Below are 19,338 nucleotides of genomic sequence, written 5' to 3' on the forward strand. Positions count from 1 at the left end.
TCCTTCCTCTTCGCTAAACAAGAACACCCAATCCACGAGGGATCAGGTGCTCAGTATCCGGCGAACCGAATAAATATCTTTGATGCGCTTAATGCGCTCTACTACTTTCAACAGATGATCCACATTGCTAATCGAGATGGTCATATGAATCGTAGCGACTCGATTTTTATCGGACTTGCCACTGACAGCCGCAATATTCGTCTTGGTTTCAGCCACAACCTGCAATACATCGTTTAACAGTCCGCTCCGATCATTGCCCGTGATCTCGATCTCTACATGGAAATTATGTTTGAAATCGGTATCCCATTCGACATCAATCAGACGCTCTGTACATTCGTCAGTCAGTACGTTTGGACAGTCTAGTCGATGCACCGATACCCCACGACCTCTCGTGATGAAACCGATAATCTGGTCGCCTGGGACAGGTGTACAGCAACGAGAAATACGGACGAGCAAATTATCCAGGCCACGAACTTTCACGCCAGACTCACTCTTGGCAGAGCGATTTGCTGGATTCGGTTTGACCTCAGGAATGGTCGGGTTTTGTTCTTCGCGCTCCCGACGGAGTTTGTCTAGGAGACGAGTCGCAATTTGCGATGCCGTAATGCCGCCATAGCCGACTGCGGCAAACATGTCTTCTGCCCCTTGGAAATTAAACCGGGCTGCCGCTTCCTTCAGGTTCGTTTCCGTCATCGCTTCTTTTACGTCAAAGCTGCGCGACTTGATCTCTGCTTCCACCATTTGCTGACCTTTGGCGACGTTCTCTTCCCGCTTCTCTTTTTTAAACCACTGCTTAATTTTATTGCGAGCATGCGCGGATTTGGCCATCTTGAGCCAGTCCTGACTAGGACCGTAGGAATGCTTGGACGTCAGGATTTCGACGATATCGCCTGTTTTCATCGCATAGTCTAGCGGTACAATCTTGCCGTTCACCTTGGCGCCAATCGTTCTGTTTCCAACGGCAGAGTGAATCCGATAGGAGAAGTCTAGCGGTACAGAGCCTTTTGGCAACTCGACTACATCGCCTTTTGGCGTGAAGACGAAAACCGTATCGGAGAAAAGATCCTGCTTGAGACTCTCCATGAACTCTTGCGCGTTCGGAGCTTCTTCCGATCCACCTTCGATAATCTCCCGCAGACTACCCAGCTTCTCTGCAAAAGAGCCTTGCACGATGCTTTTGCCTTCCTTGTACGCCCAGTGAGCCGCGATCCCGATCTCTGCTGTCTGGTGCATATCCCACGTGCGGATTTGCACTTCCAATGGCTCACCTTTTGGCCCAATCACTGTGGTATGAAGCGATTGGTACATGTTCGTCTTTGGCATGGCAATGTAATCTTTGAATCGGCCTGGCATCGGCTTCCACAGGGTATGCACGATACCGAGAACCGCATAACAGTCGCGGATGTCATTCACGATGATTCGCAACGCAAGCAGATCATAAATCTCGTTGAACTGCTTGTTTTGTCTCGTCATCTTTTTAAAGATGCTGTAGATATGCTTCGGACGTCCCGAAATTTCAGCCTCGATGTTTAACTCGCCCAGCTTTTCTCTGATCGTATCCGATGCTTCATTCAGGTAGGCTTCGCGCTCCACCCGTTTCTTTTGCATCAAATTCACAATCCGATAATACTGTTGCGGATTCAAATACCGAAGCGCCGTATCTTCCAATTCCCATTTGACGGAAGCGATCCCCAAGCGATGGGCAAGTGGCGCAAAGATTTCCAGCGTTTCATCGGAAATCTCGCGTTGCTTCTCCTCGGACATGTGCCGAAGTGTCCTCATGTTGTGCAGACGGTCTGCCAGCTTGATCATGATGACGCGGATGTCCTGTGCCATGGCAACCAGCATCTTACGGTGGTTTTCGGCGAGCTGCTCTTCTTTGGACTTGTATTTAATTTTTTCCAGCTTGGTCACTCCATCTACCAGGAGAGCTACATCCGGTCCGAACTGCTCACGGAGATGATCAAGCGTAATCTCGGTATCTTCCACGACATCATGCAAAAATCCAGCCGCAATCGTAACGGCATCCATGTGCAGGTTTGCAAGAATACCCGCCACGGCGATTGGGTGCATAATGTAAGGAACGCCTGATTTGCGTATTTGCCCTTCATGCGCTTTTTCGGCTAGCTGATAGGCACGTGTAATCAGGTCCATATCCGTTTGTGATAAATAGGTGCTTGCTTTTTTTACTATCTCATCAATGCCGGTAATCATAGTTCCCTTCCCTTATCCTCTCAGTAAAATAACCTCGATCGAGGCCTTCTCACGGAGGAGCGACCGCATTATAGCGGAAAGTTTCACCGAAGTATTGCCGGAAGCAGACGCTGGGGCACTTCGTGATGCGCTCCGGAAAGTTTAAGCCTGGACGCATTTCGCACTGTGAAGCACTTGAACTTTCCTATACGTCTAGAAAACTTGGGCGTTGCCAAGTCTTTTGCCGCAGGCGAAGGCTTACTTGCACGTATCATGTCTGTCTATTTCATACTATTATCTTGTATGTCGTTCGTCTTGTAAAGCTGAATTCCCCTGTAAAGTATGTACAGCGGTAGAAAAAAGAAAAAAACGGGCATCTCACCCGTTTTCCCTTGTTGCATCAATTAATATTGAACGAGCGATTTGATAGGAATTTCACCTATTTTGCTACGTCCATCCAAGTAGGAGAGTTCGATGAAGAAGGCCGCTCCTACTACTTTGCCACCGAGTTGCTCAATCAAATTGATTGTTGTCTCAATGGTTCCACCTGTAGCCAGCAAATCGTCTGCAATCAGAACACGCTGACCTGGTTGGATAGCATCTACGTGTACAGCCAGCGCATCTTTTCCATACTCCAGGTCGTAATTCGCCTTGATGGATTCATATGGCAGCTTGCCAGACTTGCGGATCGGTATAAATCCAATTCCCATTTCGTACGACAATGGCGCACCTACTACGAATCCACGAGCTTCTGGACCCGCAATTACGTCTGCTTGTACTTCACGAGCGAAGACAGCCAAGTCTTGGATCGCAGCTTTGTAAGCAGGGCCATCCTTCAAGAGAGTAGTGATGTCCTTGAAACGAATACCTGGCTGTGGAAAATCTGGGATAACACGAATATATTGTTTAAAATCCATGAAAAATTCCTCCTAAACGGTGGTTGGTTCCACCAATTGATGAAGCGCTTGAATCATTGCATCGGAAGAAGAAAGTAATAAATCCGTCGCGAGCTGTGCCTCTTCCTTCCAATTCGCATAGAGCACAGAGCTCTCGAGTGGCCTTTTGGCAGTGTTGACCTGCAGCGTGTACTGCTCGGCCTCCTCCGCTAAAAACTCTAGCTCCATAAAAATGGCGATCATGCCGTCCAATAGATTTCTTTTCCATTGCAGCTTTCTGGCCAATGCATCCATATGGATTTTTTTAACAGTTGGCACTTGCACGAAAAACTGGTACAACTGTTTAAAATGATCCCGGCCCGGACAGGAAAGCCGCTCCATTCCTAAATCCGGATCACCAAACAAACAGTATATGCGCTCCGCTTGTTTGAGCAAGACACGAACCACTTCCAATTCGGAACGGCGCGTCGGCAAATCATACAAAATCACGTTGGAAGAGGCTGTGATATTCGTCCCCTCTCGACCAACCACGATCAAGGAATTCACCTGATCGCTTGTCGCCTTCGCTGCCAATGGCTCATAGCTTTCCTCGCGAAACAGAATCGTCACCGAATTGGACTCCGTCATCACTTGCTGCCATTTCTCTATCTTGTCTCGACTGCCTCGCCAGTCAAACACTTGCTGGTGTCCAACAGACAAATCACGGATCGTCAGCTGAGGCTTTCGATTTCCGTTCCATTCGTTTACAGACAATTCTCCCAATACGTGAAAACGTGCCTTGGGCGTTACTCTCTTTGTTACATGTGCCCAGTTGAAGCCAATTGCATCCAAAGAGGTTCCCGCTTTGTTCAATGTACACTTCAAATGATTGTCATCTCGCCCAATGGTGCGCATCCCTTGTGTTTCTACTTCTTCTAACAAAACGAGCGGTGTTGGATTCCCCATACCATATGGGGCGAGCTGTTCGAGTTGCTCCGCTGCGGTCAAGCTGATCTCTTCCATACTCATCGCAACGTCCACTTTGGTCATCGGTGTGAAGTCTTCGGTGGACAACCACTCTCCAGCGAGCTCGTTCAATTTTTGGCGTAATAAGTCGAGATTTTCTACAGGCAAGGTCATCCCCGCTGCCATTGTATGACCGCCATAGTGCGGTAGCCATTCCTTGCAAGCAGTCAAACCTTCATACATATCAAAACCTGCAATGCTCCTCGCCGAGCCTTTTGCCGTTCCTTTTTCCGGATCGATGCCAAGCACAATCGTTGGACGGTAAAAAAGCTCAACCAATCGGGAAGCTACAATCCCTACCACGCCCACGTTCCAGCCTTCTTTAGCCAGAACGAGAACATTGTTCTGGTCTGGCGGATACAGCTCATTCACCATCTGGACAGCTTCCTCAGTCATCGCTGCGACGATTTCCTGACGTTCCCGGTTTAAGTCATCCAGCGCCTGGGCACATTTCTCTGCTTCGTCCATATCCGAAGTCGTCAGCAGTTTCACAGCGGATTCAGCCGTCTCCAGCCTTCCACTCGCATTCAGACGCGGTCCAAGCGCAAAGCCTACATGTCCCGCCGACAGCTCAGTATCGGCCAACCCACAAACTCGAATTAAGGCTTGCAGACCAAGGTTCCTTGTATGATTTAAGCGCTTTAATCCTGCTCGAGCAAGAATGCGATTTTCATCTACCAACGGCACCAGATCCGCTATCGTCCCCAATGCAGCCAAATCAGCCAAATGCAGAGGCGGCTCCTTCAGCAAGGCATGCCCTACTTTAAAGGCGACCCCGACTCCCGCCAACATATCAAACGGGTACGAACAACCAGGCTTCTTGGGGTTAATCACAGCAAATGCCTCCGGGATGACTGCCGGAGGTTCGTGATGGTCGGTTACAATGACGTCAAGACCCAACTGGTTCGCGTACGCTACCTGTTCGACTGCACTGATCCCTGTATCAACAGTGATGATCAGTTTATAGCCGCTTTGATGCAGATGCGCCAAGGCGTCTTTATGTAACCCATACCCTTCTGTAAAACGGTTGGGAATGTAGTAGTCAAAAACAGCGCCGAGTTGGCGCAGTAGATGTACCATTAGCGATGTGGAGCTAACCCCATCGGCGTCGTAATCGCCGTATATGCAAATCGGTTCTTGCCTTTGAATGGCTTGTTGAATGCGATGCACGCTTTGTTCCATTCCATCCAGCAAGAAAGGGTCATGAAACAATTCTGGACCGGCTTGTAAAAAATCACGAGCCTTTTGTGATGTATCAATGCCACGTATCACCAGTAGCTTGGATACGAGCGGAGTAAGCTGGCAATCTGCGGCGATACTAGCAGCAAGCTGCTCATCATAGGTGGCCAGTTTCCAGCGTGTTTTCGCTTTCAGCATGGGCTTTCCTCCAATCCTCATTCATTATAGTGGATGGAGCAGGAAGCTGACAACTGCATAAAACATACCGTTTTATGCAAAACTCTCATACGGCTTCAAACTGCGGCAAATACAGAAACAGAGAATAGAAAAACCGCAGGGTTCACCTGCGGTTTCGTCCACCGTTACATTACTTCTTTCTTCTTTTTCATATTCCGTTCTTTCAAATTCACCCATACTTGGGCTGCAATAAAGATAGAGGAATACGTACCACTCACCAGACCGAACAGCAGGGCCAAGGAGAAGTTCTGGATGCTCTCGCTTCCCAAAACAGCCAGTGCAAGAGCTGTGAAGAATACAGTCGCTACCGTGTATACAGAACGACGCATCGTTTGCCACAGTGACACGTTCACCAGATGTTCCAGTTCAGGAATTGTCTTGGATTTCATCGTTCTCAAGTTCTCCCGAATCCGGTCAAAAATAACGATTTTATCGTTAATCGAGTAACCCAAAATCGTCAGAAGCGCGGCGATAAAGGTAATGTCTACCTCCAACCCGAGGATAGAGAACAACGCAATCGGAATAAACACGTCATGCGCAAGCCCCACGACACATGCAATACCGAACAGCCATTGGAAGCGGATCGCGATGTAGATGGCAATTCCCACAGCAGCAATTGAAACCGCAATCGCCGCTTTTTGCACCATCTCTTGCGCAATACTCGGATCAACCGACGAAACCTGCTTCGAGACCTGCTCACCGTATTTTGCTTTGAGAGCCATTTCCATTTTCATCAGTGTGTCGGATGAAATGGTTTGGTCAAAACGTGTGTAGGCTTGATTTTCACCATACGGAGTGACCTTACTGAAATTCACATTAGGAACCTCTTTTTTGATCACTTCTTCTACATCTGTCGGATTGAATGTTTTTCCAATGAACATATCTAAGCGAGTTCCTGCCTTGAAGTCAACGCCAAGGTGAAGACCTTGAAATAGCGTAAACAGAAGGCCGATGATAATAATCACAGAGGAAGCGATGAAAAACTTCCTGCGATTTTTCACGATGTCAAATCTGATTACAGTATGGTCTTTATCATAGCTCACGGATCTCACTCTCCTTTACCCCGAACCAGAACGGCTTTTTAAACATGTTGGAACGGACAACCAGCCAGAGGAGGAAGCGGGACCCAAACACGTTGGTAATGATACTTACGATAATCGTCATCGCTAATACAACAGCGAAGCCTTGTACGGAGCTCGTCCCGAAGAAAAACAGAACGCCCGTTGCAATCAGTGTCGTCACATGAGCATCGATAATCGTAATCAAGGAACGGCGTTCCCCTGCACGGAAGGCAGAGAGGACTGTCTTGCCAGAACGGATTTCTTCCTGGATGCGCTCATAGGTAATGATGTTGGCATCCACGGCAATCCCTACAGCCAAAATAAATCCAGCAATACCTGGCAGCGTCAGCGTTGCATGCATCCAGTCGAGTACAACCATACAAAAATAGGTAAATCCAGCCAAGGTAATGTTTGCAATCATACCTGGCATACGGTAAACAACTAGCATGAAAATAAAGATCAGCGCAGCACCGATATACCCTGCATACATGGTTTTCTCCAGAGCCAGAGTTCCCAAGGAAGCACCCACGGAGGTTACTTGCTTCTCAATCAGTTTGGCTGGCATCGCACCGGAATTCAGCAGATCAGCCAATTCTTGTGCGGATTCCTGTGTGTAATTTCCAGTAATTTGCGCGCTGCCACCAGAGATGACCGATTGAATGGTCGGATTAGTTTGCATCGTCTCATCCAAAAAGATCGCCATTGGCTTGTGCAGGTTTGCACGTGTAGCTTCTTCTAGCTTCTTCGGGTCAGAGAATTTCAGGGTAACGAGCGGGCGTTTCAGGTCGTCATAACCAACTGCTGCCCCGTTTGGAGCCAAGTCACTTCCCTGCAACATAATCTTGCCATTTTCATCACGGAATGTCAGATGAGCAGGCTTCCCGATCAACTCCCGAAGCTTGTCCTGATCCGCTGATTGTGATGCGATTTGAACACGAATCCGGTTTGGCAATTCGGTAGTGGTGACTGGCTCAGCTACGCCACCGATGTTAATCCGTCTTTCAATCATGTGAGCTGTTGATTTCAAAAGCTCGATATCAACTTTGTGCCCAGCCTCGAGAGGCTCTACCTCATACAGAATCTCAAACCCGCCCTGCAGGTCCAGACCGAGTGTGATGTTTCCTGCCACCTGCTTGGTCGTAGTTGCTACAAGCGTAGCCAAAAGCCCTACAACGACCAGAAACAGGAGGAATCTTCCCCATTTAACCATAGTAGTAATACCCCTCTTTCCTAACAGGGTCCCGTCCTAGACGAGAAACCAATATGCCCATTATAACGAAGTACAAAAAAACGTGTCAATTATTGCTGGGAATGTAAACCATGGTAACCAACCCCTTGCGTTTTTCGCGACATGTACGTATACGAAGAGGACAGCCGGAAGTTTCTATAAAATCACTAAGAATTTTTGTACATTTGAATCATGAGGTAATTCATGTACTTGTTAGGCTTCAAGGACAAAATGTCGTTGACAAGCTGGTGTATCGGTGGCATTTCTTTATAGCCGTTCGTGACGCATTCCCAAACGTCTTCAGGCGCCACGTTATCGTACCCCAAAAGAGCAAATTCCTCTGCCTTGCTTACACAAAGACTTACGACTTGCCCATACCATTCCTGTTTTTGCGCTTGGTCCATCCCAATTTTCCCCCTCAAAGTAGTCATGCCGACAGCGGCACGTCCATATTCTTTACTGAGTGAATTTATCCTTGCAAAGGAGCCTTCCATGAAACAATCCTTCTTTTACGGAACGGTCATCCTCATTATTGCTGGTGGCATCACCAAAGTGTTTGGCTTTGCTCACAGGATCGTGTTGTCGCGCATTATCGGAGCGGAAGGAATGGGGCTTTATCAGATGGTTGTGCCCCTTTTATACTTTCTGATTACTGTGACGACATTCGGACTTCCGGTTGCCATTGCAAAGCAAGTGGCAGAGACGGAAGCAGCTAATAATCCGCGGCTGACTCGCCGATTTTTGTTACTAGCCTTGTCGGTTGCCGGCGGGATTAGCCTCTTCATTTGCGTCCTGCTTCTCTTGTTCTCACAATGGATTTCGGGAATGCTATTCGCTGACCCTCGTGCACACATTGTTCTGCTTGCAGCCATTCCGGTCATCCCGATTTCCGGCATTTCCCTTGTCCTGCGAGGATACTTCCAAGGCAAGCAAAACATGATCCCTACTGCCGTCTCTCAACTTGTGGAGCAAGTCGTCCGAATGGCACTGGTCGTTGTCATGACGATGTCGTTTCTTTCTGAAGGCATTGAGTACGCCACAGCAGGGGCTGTCGCCAGTATTATTTTTGGAGAAGCCGCCGGACTCTTGTACATTCTCTGGCAATATCGCAAAGGCAGCAAAAAAGCAGCAGCTCAGCTTCTAGATAAGCCTCTTCTCATGACGGTTTCAGCAAGCAAAAAGAGCTTGTCGCAACTCATCCATGTCGCACTCCCTGTCACGCTCAGCCGCATCATCGGCTCTATTGCTTACGTGCTTGAGCCGATGCTCGTACCGTACGCGCTCGTTATTGCAGGCTTTACCACCTCGACTGCTACTAGCTTGTACGGGCAGTTTGCTGGAATGGCCGTTCCTTTGGTGCTTTTCCCCACTTTTTTAACGTATTCCTTGTCCGTTTCCCTCGTTCCTGCCGTAGCGGAAGCGGCCTATCAAAAAAATGCTCCACTCGTGCATCGCCGCATTTATCAAGCCATGCGGATTACACTCGTCATTGGAGCACCTTGTACCGTCTTACTCACTATTTTTGCAGAACCCTTATGTGTCCTGCTCTACGGCAATGAGTATCGGGAGGTTGGCGTGCTGCTAAAAGAGCTGGCACCGTTCTCCGTCTTCCTGTTTTTCCAAGCCCCTCTTGCCGCCGCTTTGCAAGGTCTCGATTACGCTCAGGTCGTCTTTCGAAATACACTGATCAGTGCCATCATCAAAACTGTCGCCATGTTTTTTTTCACGGCACATCCATCATTCGGCATTCACGGTGCTGTCATTGCTCTTAATATCGGCATTACGCTTGGGACGTTATTGCATTTCGCCAGCCTGATCAAAAAAATTGGTTTTACGGTCGACCTTCGGGAATTCGGCAAAATCGCGGTTGCCATGCTGCTCATGGGTTATTCCGGTTCCTACATTGCCAAGCACTGGTTTACGGACATTTCGATTGGACAGCTATTGACCGCAAGCACCTTCATTAGCATGTTGCTGTACATTGTCCTACTCATCGCCATGCGCGTCTTGGGCAAGCAAGACGTCCGTCGCATTCCGTGGATCGGCGAACAACTCGCCGCATTCTTCCCTCGCCGTTAGCACTTATTGCTACGGCTTGTCTTTTTTGTCCAAATACATGATGCCACGCTCGTCAATGCTGCAAAAAGAAACTTCTCGAATGTCTTTGATTCCGTATTTCCGGATTTCTCGTTTCAGCCATAGCTCGTTTTGTCCGATCTTGCTCAATGCCTCCGTTCGCACCTTGCCATCGAGAATCAGTGGGATGGGCAGGCCTTTGTATGAGACAGGACCGACCTGTAGCTTTTTCATCAACGCGAGATCTTCCCTCGTAACCTTTTCTTTTTGCTCCTTTAAAAAGACACTCATCTGTCCGGTTGGCTCCAACAACGCAAATTCAACATCGGCAATGTTTTTTACGTCTTTTTGCCGCAGGTGTACCATCAAATCATCCATGTTCAAGCGATTGCGGCGCATCGCCTGCTCCCTGATTTGCCCATTTTCTATAATCAAATCGGCAGAGCCGTCCACAGTATCGCGGAATTTCTTGCTTTTTAATGACACATAAGCGAAGGCGACTTCCAATAAGGCAATCAACAGCATCGGCAAATAAAACCGAAGAGCAGGCTTATCGACTTCCTCAATCGCCAGTGCAGCCATTTCTGCAAGCATAATCGAGATGACCACATCAAAAACGGACAGCTTTCCCAATTCCCGCTTTCCCATTAACCGCACTAAGATCAGGAGGAAAAAATACGAGAAAAGGGTGCGAAGTAACACCATAGTAAGATTATCCACTTACGCTGCCCCCCAAAGAACATTTGATACTAGTGTTCAACAGGGGGCAGGGAAAGTATTAGCACCAATTACAGCCACTTTCGCTTGCGGAAAATGTGAAGCATGGCAAACGTCATGGCTAGCATAATTACGAGTGCCACGATCAGCATATACGGTTCTGCTTCTTCACCCAGCCATGCGAACGTATTCATCCCGAATAGTCCGGTGATAAATGTCAGCGGAAGGATGATTGTGGAGATGATGGTAAGAACCCGCATCGTCTCGGTTGTTTTGGCGCTAATGATGGTGTAGTACGTATCCAACGCACCGTTAACCAGATCACGGAAGGTTTCCGTTGAATCCGAAATCCGTTCCAAGTGGTCTGTTAGGTCGGTGTAGAACGGAACGTTTTCCTCGGAAATGTCGAAGGAGTAACGGCCGTTGACGTTCGCGAAAATTCTTTTTTGCGGCATGATCACACGCCTGATTAAAATAATCGTTCGCTTCAACGCCAGGAACTCTTCGGTAATTTCCTCCATCTGATGTTCATAAATCTCGTCCTCCAGCTCGTCAATCCGCACACTAATCCGATCAATAATGGGAAAATATTCATCGGTAATCCCGTCTACAATGGCATACAGCAAATAGTCAGGACCTCTGTTCAAGTATGAAATGTTGCGGTGACACATGGCAGCGATCCGACCGATGGTATTCATCGGGGACTTGTGGATCGTCACGATGTAGTTAGGGCCGAGAAAAACGTTCAGTTCTACCGTTGTGATCTCGTCGTCACTTTCTTCATTGTAACGCAGGGCGTGAAAAACGAAGAAATAGTAGTCATCGTACTTGTCTACCTTGGCACGTGGACTGACGTGCAGGCAGTCCTCAATTGCCAGCGGGTGAAAGTCGAAAATCTTGGCAATATAGGGCAGTTCATTGTTTCCCACATCATACAGATCGATCCAGAGCAAATCCTCTGGTGATTTCAGCCATTGATCCTTCGTTGCCAGATCAACGTCGTGAAACATCTTCTGTTCAGAGTGGTTATAAAAGTACGTTTTGATCAATCTTCCTCACCCCCGTCTCGTTCCCCATCCATCATACGAAAATTCCTTTCAATGTTCAACGCGAAGATGAATACGTGAGCCAAGCCTCTCATATAGATGTACAAACACTTCCAATAAGGGGGTACATACCGTGCGAAGTGCATCCACCTCTGTACTGACCGGTCTATTGTATACGACATGTCTTGTTTTAATTGGAGCGTTGCTCGCGACCCTGCTCCTTAGCTTCACCTCGATACGAGAAGGCACGCTGCCCTATTTTACGTACGTAATCAATGCCATTGCCCTCTTGGTCGGGGGATACGTTACTGGACGTCGTTGCGGCGGCAAGGGCTGGTATTATGGCGGACTTACCGGACTCACGTACTTTCTCTTCATTCTCTTGATTGGCTTCCTCGGCTTTGACGCTCCGATGCAATGGGGAACCTTTCTGTTTTTGTTCGGCGCTTTTGGAGTGGCTGCCTTAGGCGGGATTCTCGGCGTGAATTCAGCAAATTCCAACAACAAGCATAAACCTAAAGTTATCAAGCCACGCCGCTAAAACAAGACAGAAAAAAGCAGGTGGATCACCCACCTGCTTTTCGCATGTATTATTTGGATTCTTCTTTTGTTTCTTCGCTCTTCGTTAGTTCAGTCTTAGCAGGTTCGTTGCTGGAAGCAGCTACGTTGTTGATCGCTCCACGATCGAAAGTAACGTTTACGTTGTGAGCAATACGCAACGTAACAGTATCATCAGACAGGTCTTGGATCGTTCCATGCACTCCACCGATTGTTACGATCTTGTCGCCTTTTTTCAGAGCACCAAGCATAGCGTTGCGTTGTTTTGCCTTCTTTTGTTGCGGACGAATCAACAAGAAGTAAAAAATCGCAAACATGATGATAATCGGTAAAAACTGAGTCAAGCCATCCATGAAAAAAATCCCCCTCGATTAAAAAGATCTATCTTCACCCAATCCATATTGAGCGAAAAACTGGTCGCGGAAATCTTGCAAGCGGTCTTCGGCAATCGCCTGACGCACCTGTTCCATTAACTTCACCAAGAAGTGCAGGTTATGGTAAGTAGTTAATCGGATTCCAAAGGTTTCCTCCGACTTGACCAGGTGTCGGATGTAAGCACGTGTGTAATTTTTGCAGGTGTAGCAATCGCAATTTGGATCAAGCGGGGTAAAGTCGCGCGCGTATTTTGCATTACGGATGACCAGTCTTCCCTGGCTTGTCATGCATGTCCCATTGCGGGCAATTCTTGTCGGCAACACACAATCAAACATGTCGATGCCGCGGATCGCTCCCTCGATAAGAGCATCCGGTGAACCAACCCCCATCAAATAGCGGGCTTTGCTTGTCGGAAGCAGTGGAACGGTATGCTCCAGCACTTCGTACATCAAAGGAAACGGTTCTCCCACGCTCAAACCGCCGATCGCATATCCTGGGAAATCCATGGAAACGAGATCTCGTGCACTTTGTGCGCGCAAGTCGTTGAACATTCCACCTTGAACGATCCCAAACAACGCTTGCTCGTTTGGACGAGTATGCGCCTTCAGGCAACGCTCTGCCCAGCGGGTTGTTCGCTCCATTGATTTTTTTACGTAGTCGTACTCCGCAGGATAAGGAGCACACTCATCGAATGCCATGAAAATATCGGCACCCAACGCGTTTTGAATCTGTGTCGCCTCTTCAGGACCAATAAACAGCTTCTCTCCGTTTAGGTGGGAACGGAAGGATACTCCTTCCTCCGTGATCTTGCGGAGGTTACTAAGGCTAAATACCTGAAAACCGCCGGAATCAGTCAGAATGGCACGGTCCCAATTCATAAAACCGTGCAATCCGCCTGCCTCGCGAACAATTTCATGCCCTGGACGAAGAAACAAATGGTACGTATTACTAAGGATGATGCCCGCACCAATCGCTTTTAACTCCTCGGGGCTCATCGTCTTTACTGTCGCTTGTGTTCCGACAGGCATAAAGACAGGGGTGTCAATCGTCCCATGAGGTGTATGTAGCTTACCGAGACGTGCACCAGTTTGTTTGCATGTTTTGATTAACTCGTAGCGTACAGCCAAATCTTTGCACTCCTCAAGCTATGTATGTAAGTCTTACCTATTATAGAAAAACTTCCGGGTGAAGTAAACCCACCTGACTAATAAGTATACACTTATACAGGTGGGTTGTTCACATTTTTATAAAATTAGCATCGCATCGCCAAAACTGAAGAAGCGATACTCCTCTTCCACAGCCGTTTTGTAGGCACGCATCACATTCTCTTTTCCAGCCAATGCACTCACAAGCATGACGAGCGTAGATTTCGGCAAGTGGAAGTTTGTCAGTAGCCCGTCCAAAATGGAAAACGTGTAGCCCGGATAAATGAAAATATCCGTCCAACCAGAGGTTGCCACCAGCTTTCCTCCATTCGCGCGCCCTACCGTCTCCAATGTTCGGCAGGATGTCGTCCCGACAGCGATTACTCTTCTACCTTCTGCTTTTGCCTGGTTCACCAACTCTACTGTTTCCTCGGGAATCTCATAGTACTCCGCGTGCATGACATGCTCTTCCACGGAATCCGCTGATACAGGGCGAAAAGTCCCAAGCCCAACATGCAGTGTCACATAAGCCAGCTGTACCCCTTTGGCAGCGATTTGCTCCAAGTACGGCTTTGTAAAATGAAGTCCGGCTGTCGGAGCTGCCGCTGAACCGCGCTCCTTCGCATAGACTGTCTGATAACGCTCACTGTCCTCCAGCTGCGCGTGAATATACGGTGGTAAAGGCATCGAGCCTAATTGATCGAGAATCTCATAAAAGATTCCCTCGTACAAAAAGCGCACGATTCGTCCACCTGTCTCTGTCACGTCTTCACAAACACAACGCAAAAGGCCGTTACCAAAAACCACTTCTGTCCCCGGCTTCATCCGTTTCCCGGGCTTCACCAGCGTCTCCCAACGATCGTCACCAAGTGATTTCAACAAAAGGATTTCTATTTTCGCACCAGTGTCAGCCTTTTCACCTATCAATCTGGCAGGTAAAACGCGGCTGTCATTCATGACGAGTACGTCCCCTGCTTGGAGGTGATCGATTAAATTGGTAAATTGCTGATGAACGATATTGCCTGTTTGTTTCTCTAACACGAGCAATCTCGATGAAGTTCGGTCTTCTAGCGGGTGCTGTGCGATTAAATGCTCCGGCAGATCAAAATCAAATTGTTGCACGTCCACGAAATCGTTACTCCTTTTTGCGGTAGATCTTGTGGCAAACGACTTACTTTTCGATTGTCACATCCTGGTAGTAGTGTTGCAAGATATCTTTGTAGTCATACCCTTCCTCTGCCATTGCACGAGCTCCGTATTGCGAAACACCAAGTCCGTGCCCAAAGCCAGTACCACGGAAGATGAATTGCGAACCATTGATTTTTTCCACTTCAAACTTCGTGCTGCGAAGAGGGGAGCCACCTTGTTGAAAAACAGAACGGATAGCATCCGGTGAAGAAACGACGATTGGCTTCCCGTTAGCTTCCATCGCGATCACACGTCCAGATGGACCGCGCTCTGTCACTTTCAGGCTCGTTACGTTTCCTGAAATGCGTGGAGCTTTGTTCTTGTCATGCGCGGCATTAATCATGGCTGCGATCTCTGTAGCGGTAAACGGACCACGCGTCCACGAATACGCATTTTCTTCTTTTACTTCTGAGAGAATCGTTACCTCTGCACCAGTAGGGAGTACGGACAACACACGATTCGTCGTTGTACTTGGGCCCGAGCGCAAATTGGTATTCTCGGTCGAAATGACCGCTATTCTTTGTCCGGCTGAATTGCTCTGGCCTGTTTCGGTTACCAGATCATTTCGTACATAGCCGCTCGTACCATCTGCTAAAGCCACACGATACCATACGCTTGCATTATCCATTGGATAGGTGTCTTTACTCTCGACAGATCGCAAATAAGGAACGGGATTGCCCCATACTTCTGTGCCATCTGCTGTCATACCGCCTGCGTTGGAATAGAAGAGTGACTCGGCTGGTTTGCCTTGGTAGTAAATGACTTCGCCTTCCGTCTCGTCGACGGCCTCACGCACATCATCAGACTCTTTTGTATAGCCATAATACGCCTGTTCGAAAACCGTATCGGACACATTAGCAACACCATACTTATTGCCTTGCCACACAGCACGAGTTCTCGATAGGACTGCCTGCGTTTTCAATGCTTCCATCGGCCAGCCTGGAGCCATTTCAGAGCCAACGACGCCATACAGATACTCTTCCATCGGAAGCTCATTTACTAGCGTCAAGTGACCATTGTATTCCGACAGCTCCATCTCACCACGATATGTGCGCTGCTCTCGTTCCACAACGCCAATCACCGTTTCATCGTCTGCTTTATTCGCTTCAACGGTCAGCTTAACTTGAGGGGAGAATACATACTTCCAAATCACTTCATCCGGTGATCCGTATACATCCTGCTTCAATATAACATATGAATGGCTGTCTGGCTCCTGGTAGGAGAAAGAAGGAAATGCAGCGTTTGCTCTTCGTTTCAATTCTTTCACAGCATCAGGACTAACCTCATCACCGATCCAAACGGCATACTTTACTTTATCCCCCTCTGATACCATCACAGGATAAGCAGGAATACCCGCTGCTTCAAAGGACGCCTGCCATTCTTGTGCTTCCTTTAAGCTTTTGAATTTACCCGCTTCGAGTCGATGCGGACCTTTTACCAGCGGATTCTGCCCGATTGCTTGGGCAACTATTTTTGCCTGATTCGCAGCAGCCTGATATGTGTCGTACGTGCCGCTTACAACCTGATAGACGGTCTGACCGTTACGTTTTGCCACCTGGATCGAACCCTCGTATTTTCGTTGGCTCAATTGCTGTGCAATCTGCTGTGCGCGATTCCAGTCACCTGTTTCGGCAACGATCAGATGATATTCATCAACCCGGTAACGAGCTGCATCTCCCTTTAATTCGGGTAAATCTGTCTTGCCTTCGGGTCCGTTAAGCACGACCTCCATACCATTTGCAGCAGTTAGCGTAACGGAAGGAACTACTCCCCGGTAGCCTTGTCCTGTATCCACAAATAGCGCAACCCTAATATTGTCGCCGGCTGCCTGCGCTGGTTCATGTCCTCCTACGAGAACTACTGATAGCAGGCCCACCGAAAGGACTTTCCCCATCCATTTCTTTCTCATGTCGTCCATTGTCCTTTCTTCACCTGATTTTCAACAAAAATTGGCATGTCTTCCCAATGTTTTTTCGACAATCGTCGGCTGATCTCCTGCCTTTTTCGTAAAATGGGACCAAACGCCCGCACACACAAAAAAACCATCGGAACGATGAGCTCCGATGGCCTACACACTTGCTTATTTAAACAACCGAAATAGATACATGCCAAGAGACAGGACGATGCTAATCACAATACAGGTCACAATGGGAAAGTAGAATTTGACGTTTTCCTTTTCTACCACGATATCTCCCGGCAAACGCCCCAGCGGCAAAAATCTGCCTCCTACCTGCCACAACAAACCGATTACGATTAAAGCAGCACCACCAATAATAAGTAGCTTGGCTACAGGATTCACGATTTCATCTCCCGACCAAAGTGTTGGTACGCACTTGGGGTGAGTACACGCCCACGTGGCGTCCGCTGCATAAAGCCAATCTGCATGAGGTACGGCTCGCAAACATCTTCCACGGTCTGTGACTCTTCTCCGATTGTTGCTGCGATCGTATCCAGTCCAACCGGTCCACCGTCAAAACGATCAATAATCGCTAGCAACAGTTTGTGGTCGATATGATCGAGACCGCAGGCATCTACTTGTAATCTTTCCAGCGCTTCTTTGGCAATCTCTGTCGTAATGACGCCTTCACCTTTTACTTGGGCAAAATCGCGAACCCGCTTCAGCAAACGGTTTGCAACCCGGGGTGTTCCCCGTGAACGTCTGGCAATCTCCTCTGCCCCGCCTTCTCGAATGACGACCTGCAGGATGTCGGCTGCACGCGAAACGATAAAAGTCAGTTCTGGGACAGTATAGAACTCCAGGCGATTGACCACCCCAAAGCGATCTCGAAGCGGCGCGGAGAGCATTCCAGCCCGCGTCGTAGCCCCGACCAGTGTAAATGGCGGCAAATCCAAACGAACACTGCGAGCACTTGGACCTTTACCGATAATGATGTCCAGCGCAAAATCCTCCATCGCCGGATACAGAACTTCCTCGACGCTTCGGTTAAGTCTGTGAATCTCGTCAATAAACAGGACATCGCCTTCTTGCAAATTCGTCAAAATCGCTGCCAAATCACCGGGGCGTTCAATTGCCGGACCAGATGTCGTGCGGATATTCACACCCAGCTCATTTGCGATAATTTGCGACAAGGTCGTCTTCCCCAGACCAGGCGGACCGTACAGCAGTACGTGATCCAATGACTCTTTCCGCATTTTGGCTGCTTCAATAAAAATTTTCAGGTTTTCCTTCACATGCTGCTGACCGATGTATTCGTTTAAATAGCGAGGACGGAGGCTCAGCTCCGCCGCATCTTCTTCCCAATTCATATGCGTCGTGATGATCCGAGAATCCAAAATCCTACCCCCTCATGAGCAACGCAAGCCCTTGTTTGATGAGCTTTTCTACACCATCGCCCTCTTTTGATTTCTCAGACAGCGTGTTTCTGATTTTTTGCAGTTCACCATCAGAGTAACCCAGTGCAGTCAATGCATCGAGTGCTTCATTCAGTGCAGACACAGCTTGCTCGCCTGCTGTCAAATCACCCGCTGCAACAGTCAAAATCGCAGATGGTGTGTACCCTACCAATTTATCCTTCAAATCGAGGATAATGCGCTGGGCTGTCTTTTTCCCAATCCCCGGAAATTTCGTCAAATAGGTAACATTCTCCTGTTGAACCGCCATCACTAGCTGCTCAGGCGTCGCAGCGGCCAGAATAGCTAATCCGCCTTTTGGACCAATTCCGCTAACATCGAGCAGCTTGCGGAACAAATCGCGTTCATCACGGGTGGCAAAGCCGTACAGCAGGATGGCATCTTCCCGCACGTGGTGGTGGGTAAACAATTTGGTTTTGTTGCCCTCATACCGAACGAATTGGTACGGGTTTGGGCAAAACAGTCGATAACCAATTCCACCTGTTTCGATAACTATGTATTCCGAATCGAGATAACTAAGTGTACCTTCTACAAAATCAATCATTTCTTGACCCCTTCCGAAATGGAAATGAACGCTCGAAACTGTGCGTGCGTAATCGCAATGCCCAATGCGTCCGCCACGTCGTCAGGCTTTGGTACTTCCTTTAACCGCAATAGGAGCTTCGTCATTTCCTGTATTTGCTTCTTCTCTGCTCCCCCGTATCCAGTCACAGCTTGCTTGACCTGCATTGGGGTATATTCATAAACCGGCACACCAGCTAGCTCTGCTGCAAGGATAATAACTCCTCGCGCTTGACCAACTGTAAAGGCCGTCGTCACGTTTTTATTAAAGAAAAGCTTTTCGACGGACATTTCATCGGGACGATAGGTTTCCAGAAGGCTCTGCATTGCCTCAAAAATCTGTTTCAATCTAAGCGGTACTGGCAATCCAGCTTCTGTTTGAATGCTTCCATATTGGACGGGACGCAATTGGCTGCCCTCTTTATCCACAACCCCGAAGCCAACAATCGCAATGCCAGGGTCAATTCCTAAAATGCGCATAGTCCACTCTCCGTGAGCAAA

At 48.3% G+C, this 19,338-nt stretch carries 18 protein-coding genes; 2 read left to right on the forward strand and 16 right to left on the reverse strand.

The window, feature by feature from the left end; genetic code table 11:
* Positions 1 to 42: 42 nt before the first annotated feature.
* The 6 genes from HPY31_RS25010 to HPY31_RS25035 form a co-directional block, all read right to left on the reverse strand.
* Positions 43 to 2,214: a RelA/SpoT family protein gene (locus HPY31_RS25010; protein ID WP_016739234.1), complete on the reverse strand. Its 2,172-nt coding sequence runs from the start codon at positions 2,212 to 2,214 to the stop codon at positions 43 to 45.
* Positions 2,215 to 2,597: 383 nt separating this feature from the next.
* Positions 2,598 to 3,110, reverse strand: a complete 513-nt coding sequence (locus HPY31_RS25015; RefSeq protein ID WP_016739232.1) for an adenine phosphoribosyltransferase — start codon at positions 3,108 to 3,110, stop codon at positions 2,598 to 2,600.
* Positions 3,111 to 3,122: 12 nt separating this feature from the next.
* Entirely contained in the window at positions 3,123 to 5,471 is a 2,349-nt protein-coding gene (gene recJ, locus HPY31_RS25020; protein ID WP_172142893.1) for a single-stranded-DNA-specific exonuclease RecJ, read from the reverse strand.
* A 164-nt stretch (positions 5,472 to 5,635) separates the two neighbouring features.
* Complete coding sequence (gene secF / locus HPY31_RS25025) at positions 5,636 to 6,553, reverse strand: protein translocase subunit SecF (protein ID WP_172142894.1); 918 nt, start codon at positions 6,551 to 6,553, stop codon at positions 5,636 to 5,638.
* Positions 6,543 to 7,781 (reverse strand): protein translocase subunit SecD, encoded by a 1,239-nt coding sequence (gene secD / locus HPY31_RS25030; protein ID WP_016739229.1) that lies wholly within the window; start codon positions 7,779 to 7,781, stop codon positions 6,543 to 6,545. The genes secF and secD overlap by 11 nt, the downstream gene beginning before the upstream one ends.
* A gap of 185 nt (positions 7,782 to 7,966) precedes the next feature.
* Positions 7,967 to 8,203, reverse strand: coding sequence for a post-transcriptional regulator (locus HPY31_RS25035; protein ID WP_172142895.1), 237 nt, complete (start codon positions 8,201 to 8,203; stop codon positions 7,967 to 7,969).
* 88 nt (positions 8,204 to 8,291) lie between these two features.
* Between HPY31_RS25035 and spoVB the strand changes: the two genes are divergently transcribed.
* The gene (gene spoVB / locus HPY31_RS25040) at positions 8,292 to 9,878 is read left to right on the forward strand and encodes a stage V sporulation protein B (RefSeq protein ID WP_172142896.1); all 1,587 of its coding nucleotides are present in this window, start codon (positions 8,292 to 8,294) and stop codon (positions 9,876 to 9,878) included.
* 9 nt (positions 9,879 to 9,887) lie between these two features.
* Here spoVB and HPY31_RS25045 read toward each other — a convergent pair whose 3' ends face one another.
* Positions 9,888 to 10,595, reverse strand: a complete 708-nt coding sequence (locus tag HPY31_RS25045; protein WP_172142897.1) for a DUF421 domain-containing protein — start codon at positions 10,593 to 10,595, stop codon at positions 9,888 to 9,890.
* Positions 10,596 to 10,663: 68 nt separating this feature from the next.
* Positions 10,664 to 11,641 carry a magnesium/cobalt transporter CorA gene (gene corA, locus HPY31_RS25050; protein ID WP_007717563.1) on the reverse strand — a complete coding sequence of 326 codons (978 nt, stop codon included), beginning with the start codon at positions 11,639 to 11,641 and terminating at the stop codon, positions 10,664 to 10,666.
* A 130-nt stretch (positions 11,642 to 11,771) separates the two neighbouring features.
* Here corA and HPY31_RS25055 point away from each other — a divergent pair, with 130 nt between their 5' ends.
* Positions 11,772 to 12,179 (forward strand): TIGR04086 family membrane protein, encoded by a 408-nt coding sequence (locus HPY31_RS25055; protein WP_012685589.1) that lies wholly within the window; start codon positions 11,772 to 11,774, stop codon positions 12,177 to 12,179.
* Between the two features lie 49 nt (positions 12,180 to 12,228).
* Here HPY31_RS25055 and yajC read toward each other — a convergent pair whose 3' ends face one another.
* The 8 genes from yajC to ruvC form a co-directional block, all read right to left on the reverse strand.
* Positions 12,229 to 12,549, reverse strand: a complete 321-nt coding sequence (gene yajC, locus HPY31_RS25060) for a preprotein translocase subunit YajC (RefSeq protein ID WP_172142898.1) — start codon at positions 12,547 to 12,549, stop codon at positions 12,229 to 12,231.
* Between the two features lie 18 nt (positions 12,550 to 12,567).
* Positions 12,568 to 13,698: a tRNA guanosine(34) transglycosylase Tgt gene (tgt, locus tag HPY31_RS25065; protein ID WP_012685587.1), complete on the reverse strand. Its 1,131-nt coding sequence runs from the start codon at positions 13,696 to 13,698 to the stop codon at positions 12,568 to 12,570.
* A 117-nt stretch (positions 13,699 to 13,815) separates the two neighbouring features.
* Complete coding sequence (gene queA, locus HPY31_RS25070; protein ID WP_172142899.1) at positions 13,816 to 14,844, reverse strand: tRNA preQ1(34) S-adenosylmethionine ribosyltransferase-isomerase QueA; 1,029 nt, start codon at positions 14,842 to 14,844, stop codon at positions 13,816 to 13,818.
* A 43-nt stretch (positions 14,845 to 14,887) separates the two neighbouring features.
* Positions 14,888 to 16,822, reverse strand: coding sequence for a SpoIID/LytB domain-containing protein (locus HPY31_RS25075; protein ID WP_172142900.1), 1,935 nt, complete (start codon positions 16,820 to 16,822; stop codon positions 14,888 to 14,890).
* A gap of 162 nt (positions 16,823 to 16,984) precedes the next feature.
* The gene (locus HPY31_RS25080) at positions 16,985 to 17,203 is read right to left on the reverse strand and encodes a DUF2905 domain-containing protein (RefSeq protein ID WP_012685583.1); all 219 of its coding nucleotides are present in this window, start codon (positions 17,201 to 17,203) and stop codon (positions 16,985 to 16,987) included.
* On the reverse strand, positions 17,200 to 18,198 hold the full coding sequence (ruvB, locus tag HPY31_RS25085) for a Holliday junction branch migration DNA helicase RuvB (RefSeq protein ID WP_012685582.1): 999 nt from the start codon (positions 18,196 to 18,198) through the stop codon (positions 17,200 to 17,202). Before ruvB ends, HPY31_RS25080 begins: the two co-directional genes overlap by 4 nt.
* A gap of 4 nt (positions 18,199 to 18,202) precedes the next feature.
* Complete coding sequence (gene ruvA, locus HPY31_RS25090; protein WP_012685581.1) at positions 18,203 to 18,820, reverse strand: Holliday junction branch migration protein RuvA; 618 nt, start codon at positions 18,818 to 18,820, stop codon at positions 18,203 to 18,205.
* Positions 18,817 to 19,317: a crossover junction endodeoxyribonuclease RuvC gene (gene ruvC / locus HPY31_RS25095; protein ID WP_012685580.1), complete on the reverse strand. Its 501-nt coding sequence runs from the start codon at positions 19,315 to 19,317 to the stop codon at positions 18,817 to 18,819. The genes ruvA and ruvC overlap by 4 nt, the downstream gene beginning before the upstream one ends.
* Positions 19,318 to 19,338 lie beyond the last annotated feature (21 nt).

The sequence above is a fragment of the Brevibacillus sp. HB1.3 genome (assembly GCF_013186635.1).
Classification (GTDB): domain Bacteria; phylum Bacillota; class Bacilli; order Brevibacillales; family Brevibacillaceae; genus Brevibacillus; species Brevibacillus brevis_D.

Coding starts and splice junctions, on each gene's coding strand:
- HPY31_RS25075 (WP_172142900.1), bottom strand. CDS start 16,822: ATGGACGACATGAGAAAGAAATGGATGGGGAAAGTCCTTTCGGTGGGC.
- HPY31_RS25015 (WP_016739232.1), bottom strand. CDS start 3,110: ATGGATTTTAAACAATATATTCGTGTTATCCCAGATTTTCCACAGCCA.
- yajC (WP_172142898.1), bottom strand. CDS start 12,549: ATGGATGGCTTGACTCAGTTTTTACCGATTATCATCATGTTTGCGATT.
- ruvA (WP_012685581.1), bottom strand. CDS start 18,820: ATGATTGATTTTGTAGAAGGTACACTTAGTTATCTCGATTCGGAATAC.
- HPY31_RS25010 (WP_016739234.1), bottom strand. CDS start 2,214: ATGATTACCGGCATTGATGAGATAGTAAAAAAAGCAAGCACCTATTTA.
- recJ (WP_172142893.1), bottom strand. CDS start 5,471: ATGCTGAAAGCGAAAACACGCTGGAAACTGGCCACCTATGATGAGCAG.
- secD (WP_016739229.1), bottom strand. CDS start 7,781: ATGGTTAAATGGGGAAGATTCCTCCTGTTTCTGGTCGTTGTAGGGCTT.
- ruvC (WP_012685580.1), bottom strand. CDS start 19,317: ATGCGCATTTTAGGAATTGACCCTGGCATTGCGATTGTTGGCTTCGGG.
- spoVB (WP_172142896.1), top strand. CDS start 8,292: ATGAAACAATCCTTCTTTTACGGAACGGTCATCCTCATTATTGCTGGT.
- HPY31_RS25035 (WP_172142895.1), bottom strand. CDS start 8,203: ATGGACCAAGCGCAAAAACAGGAATGGTATGGGCAAGTCGTAAGTCTT.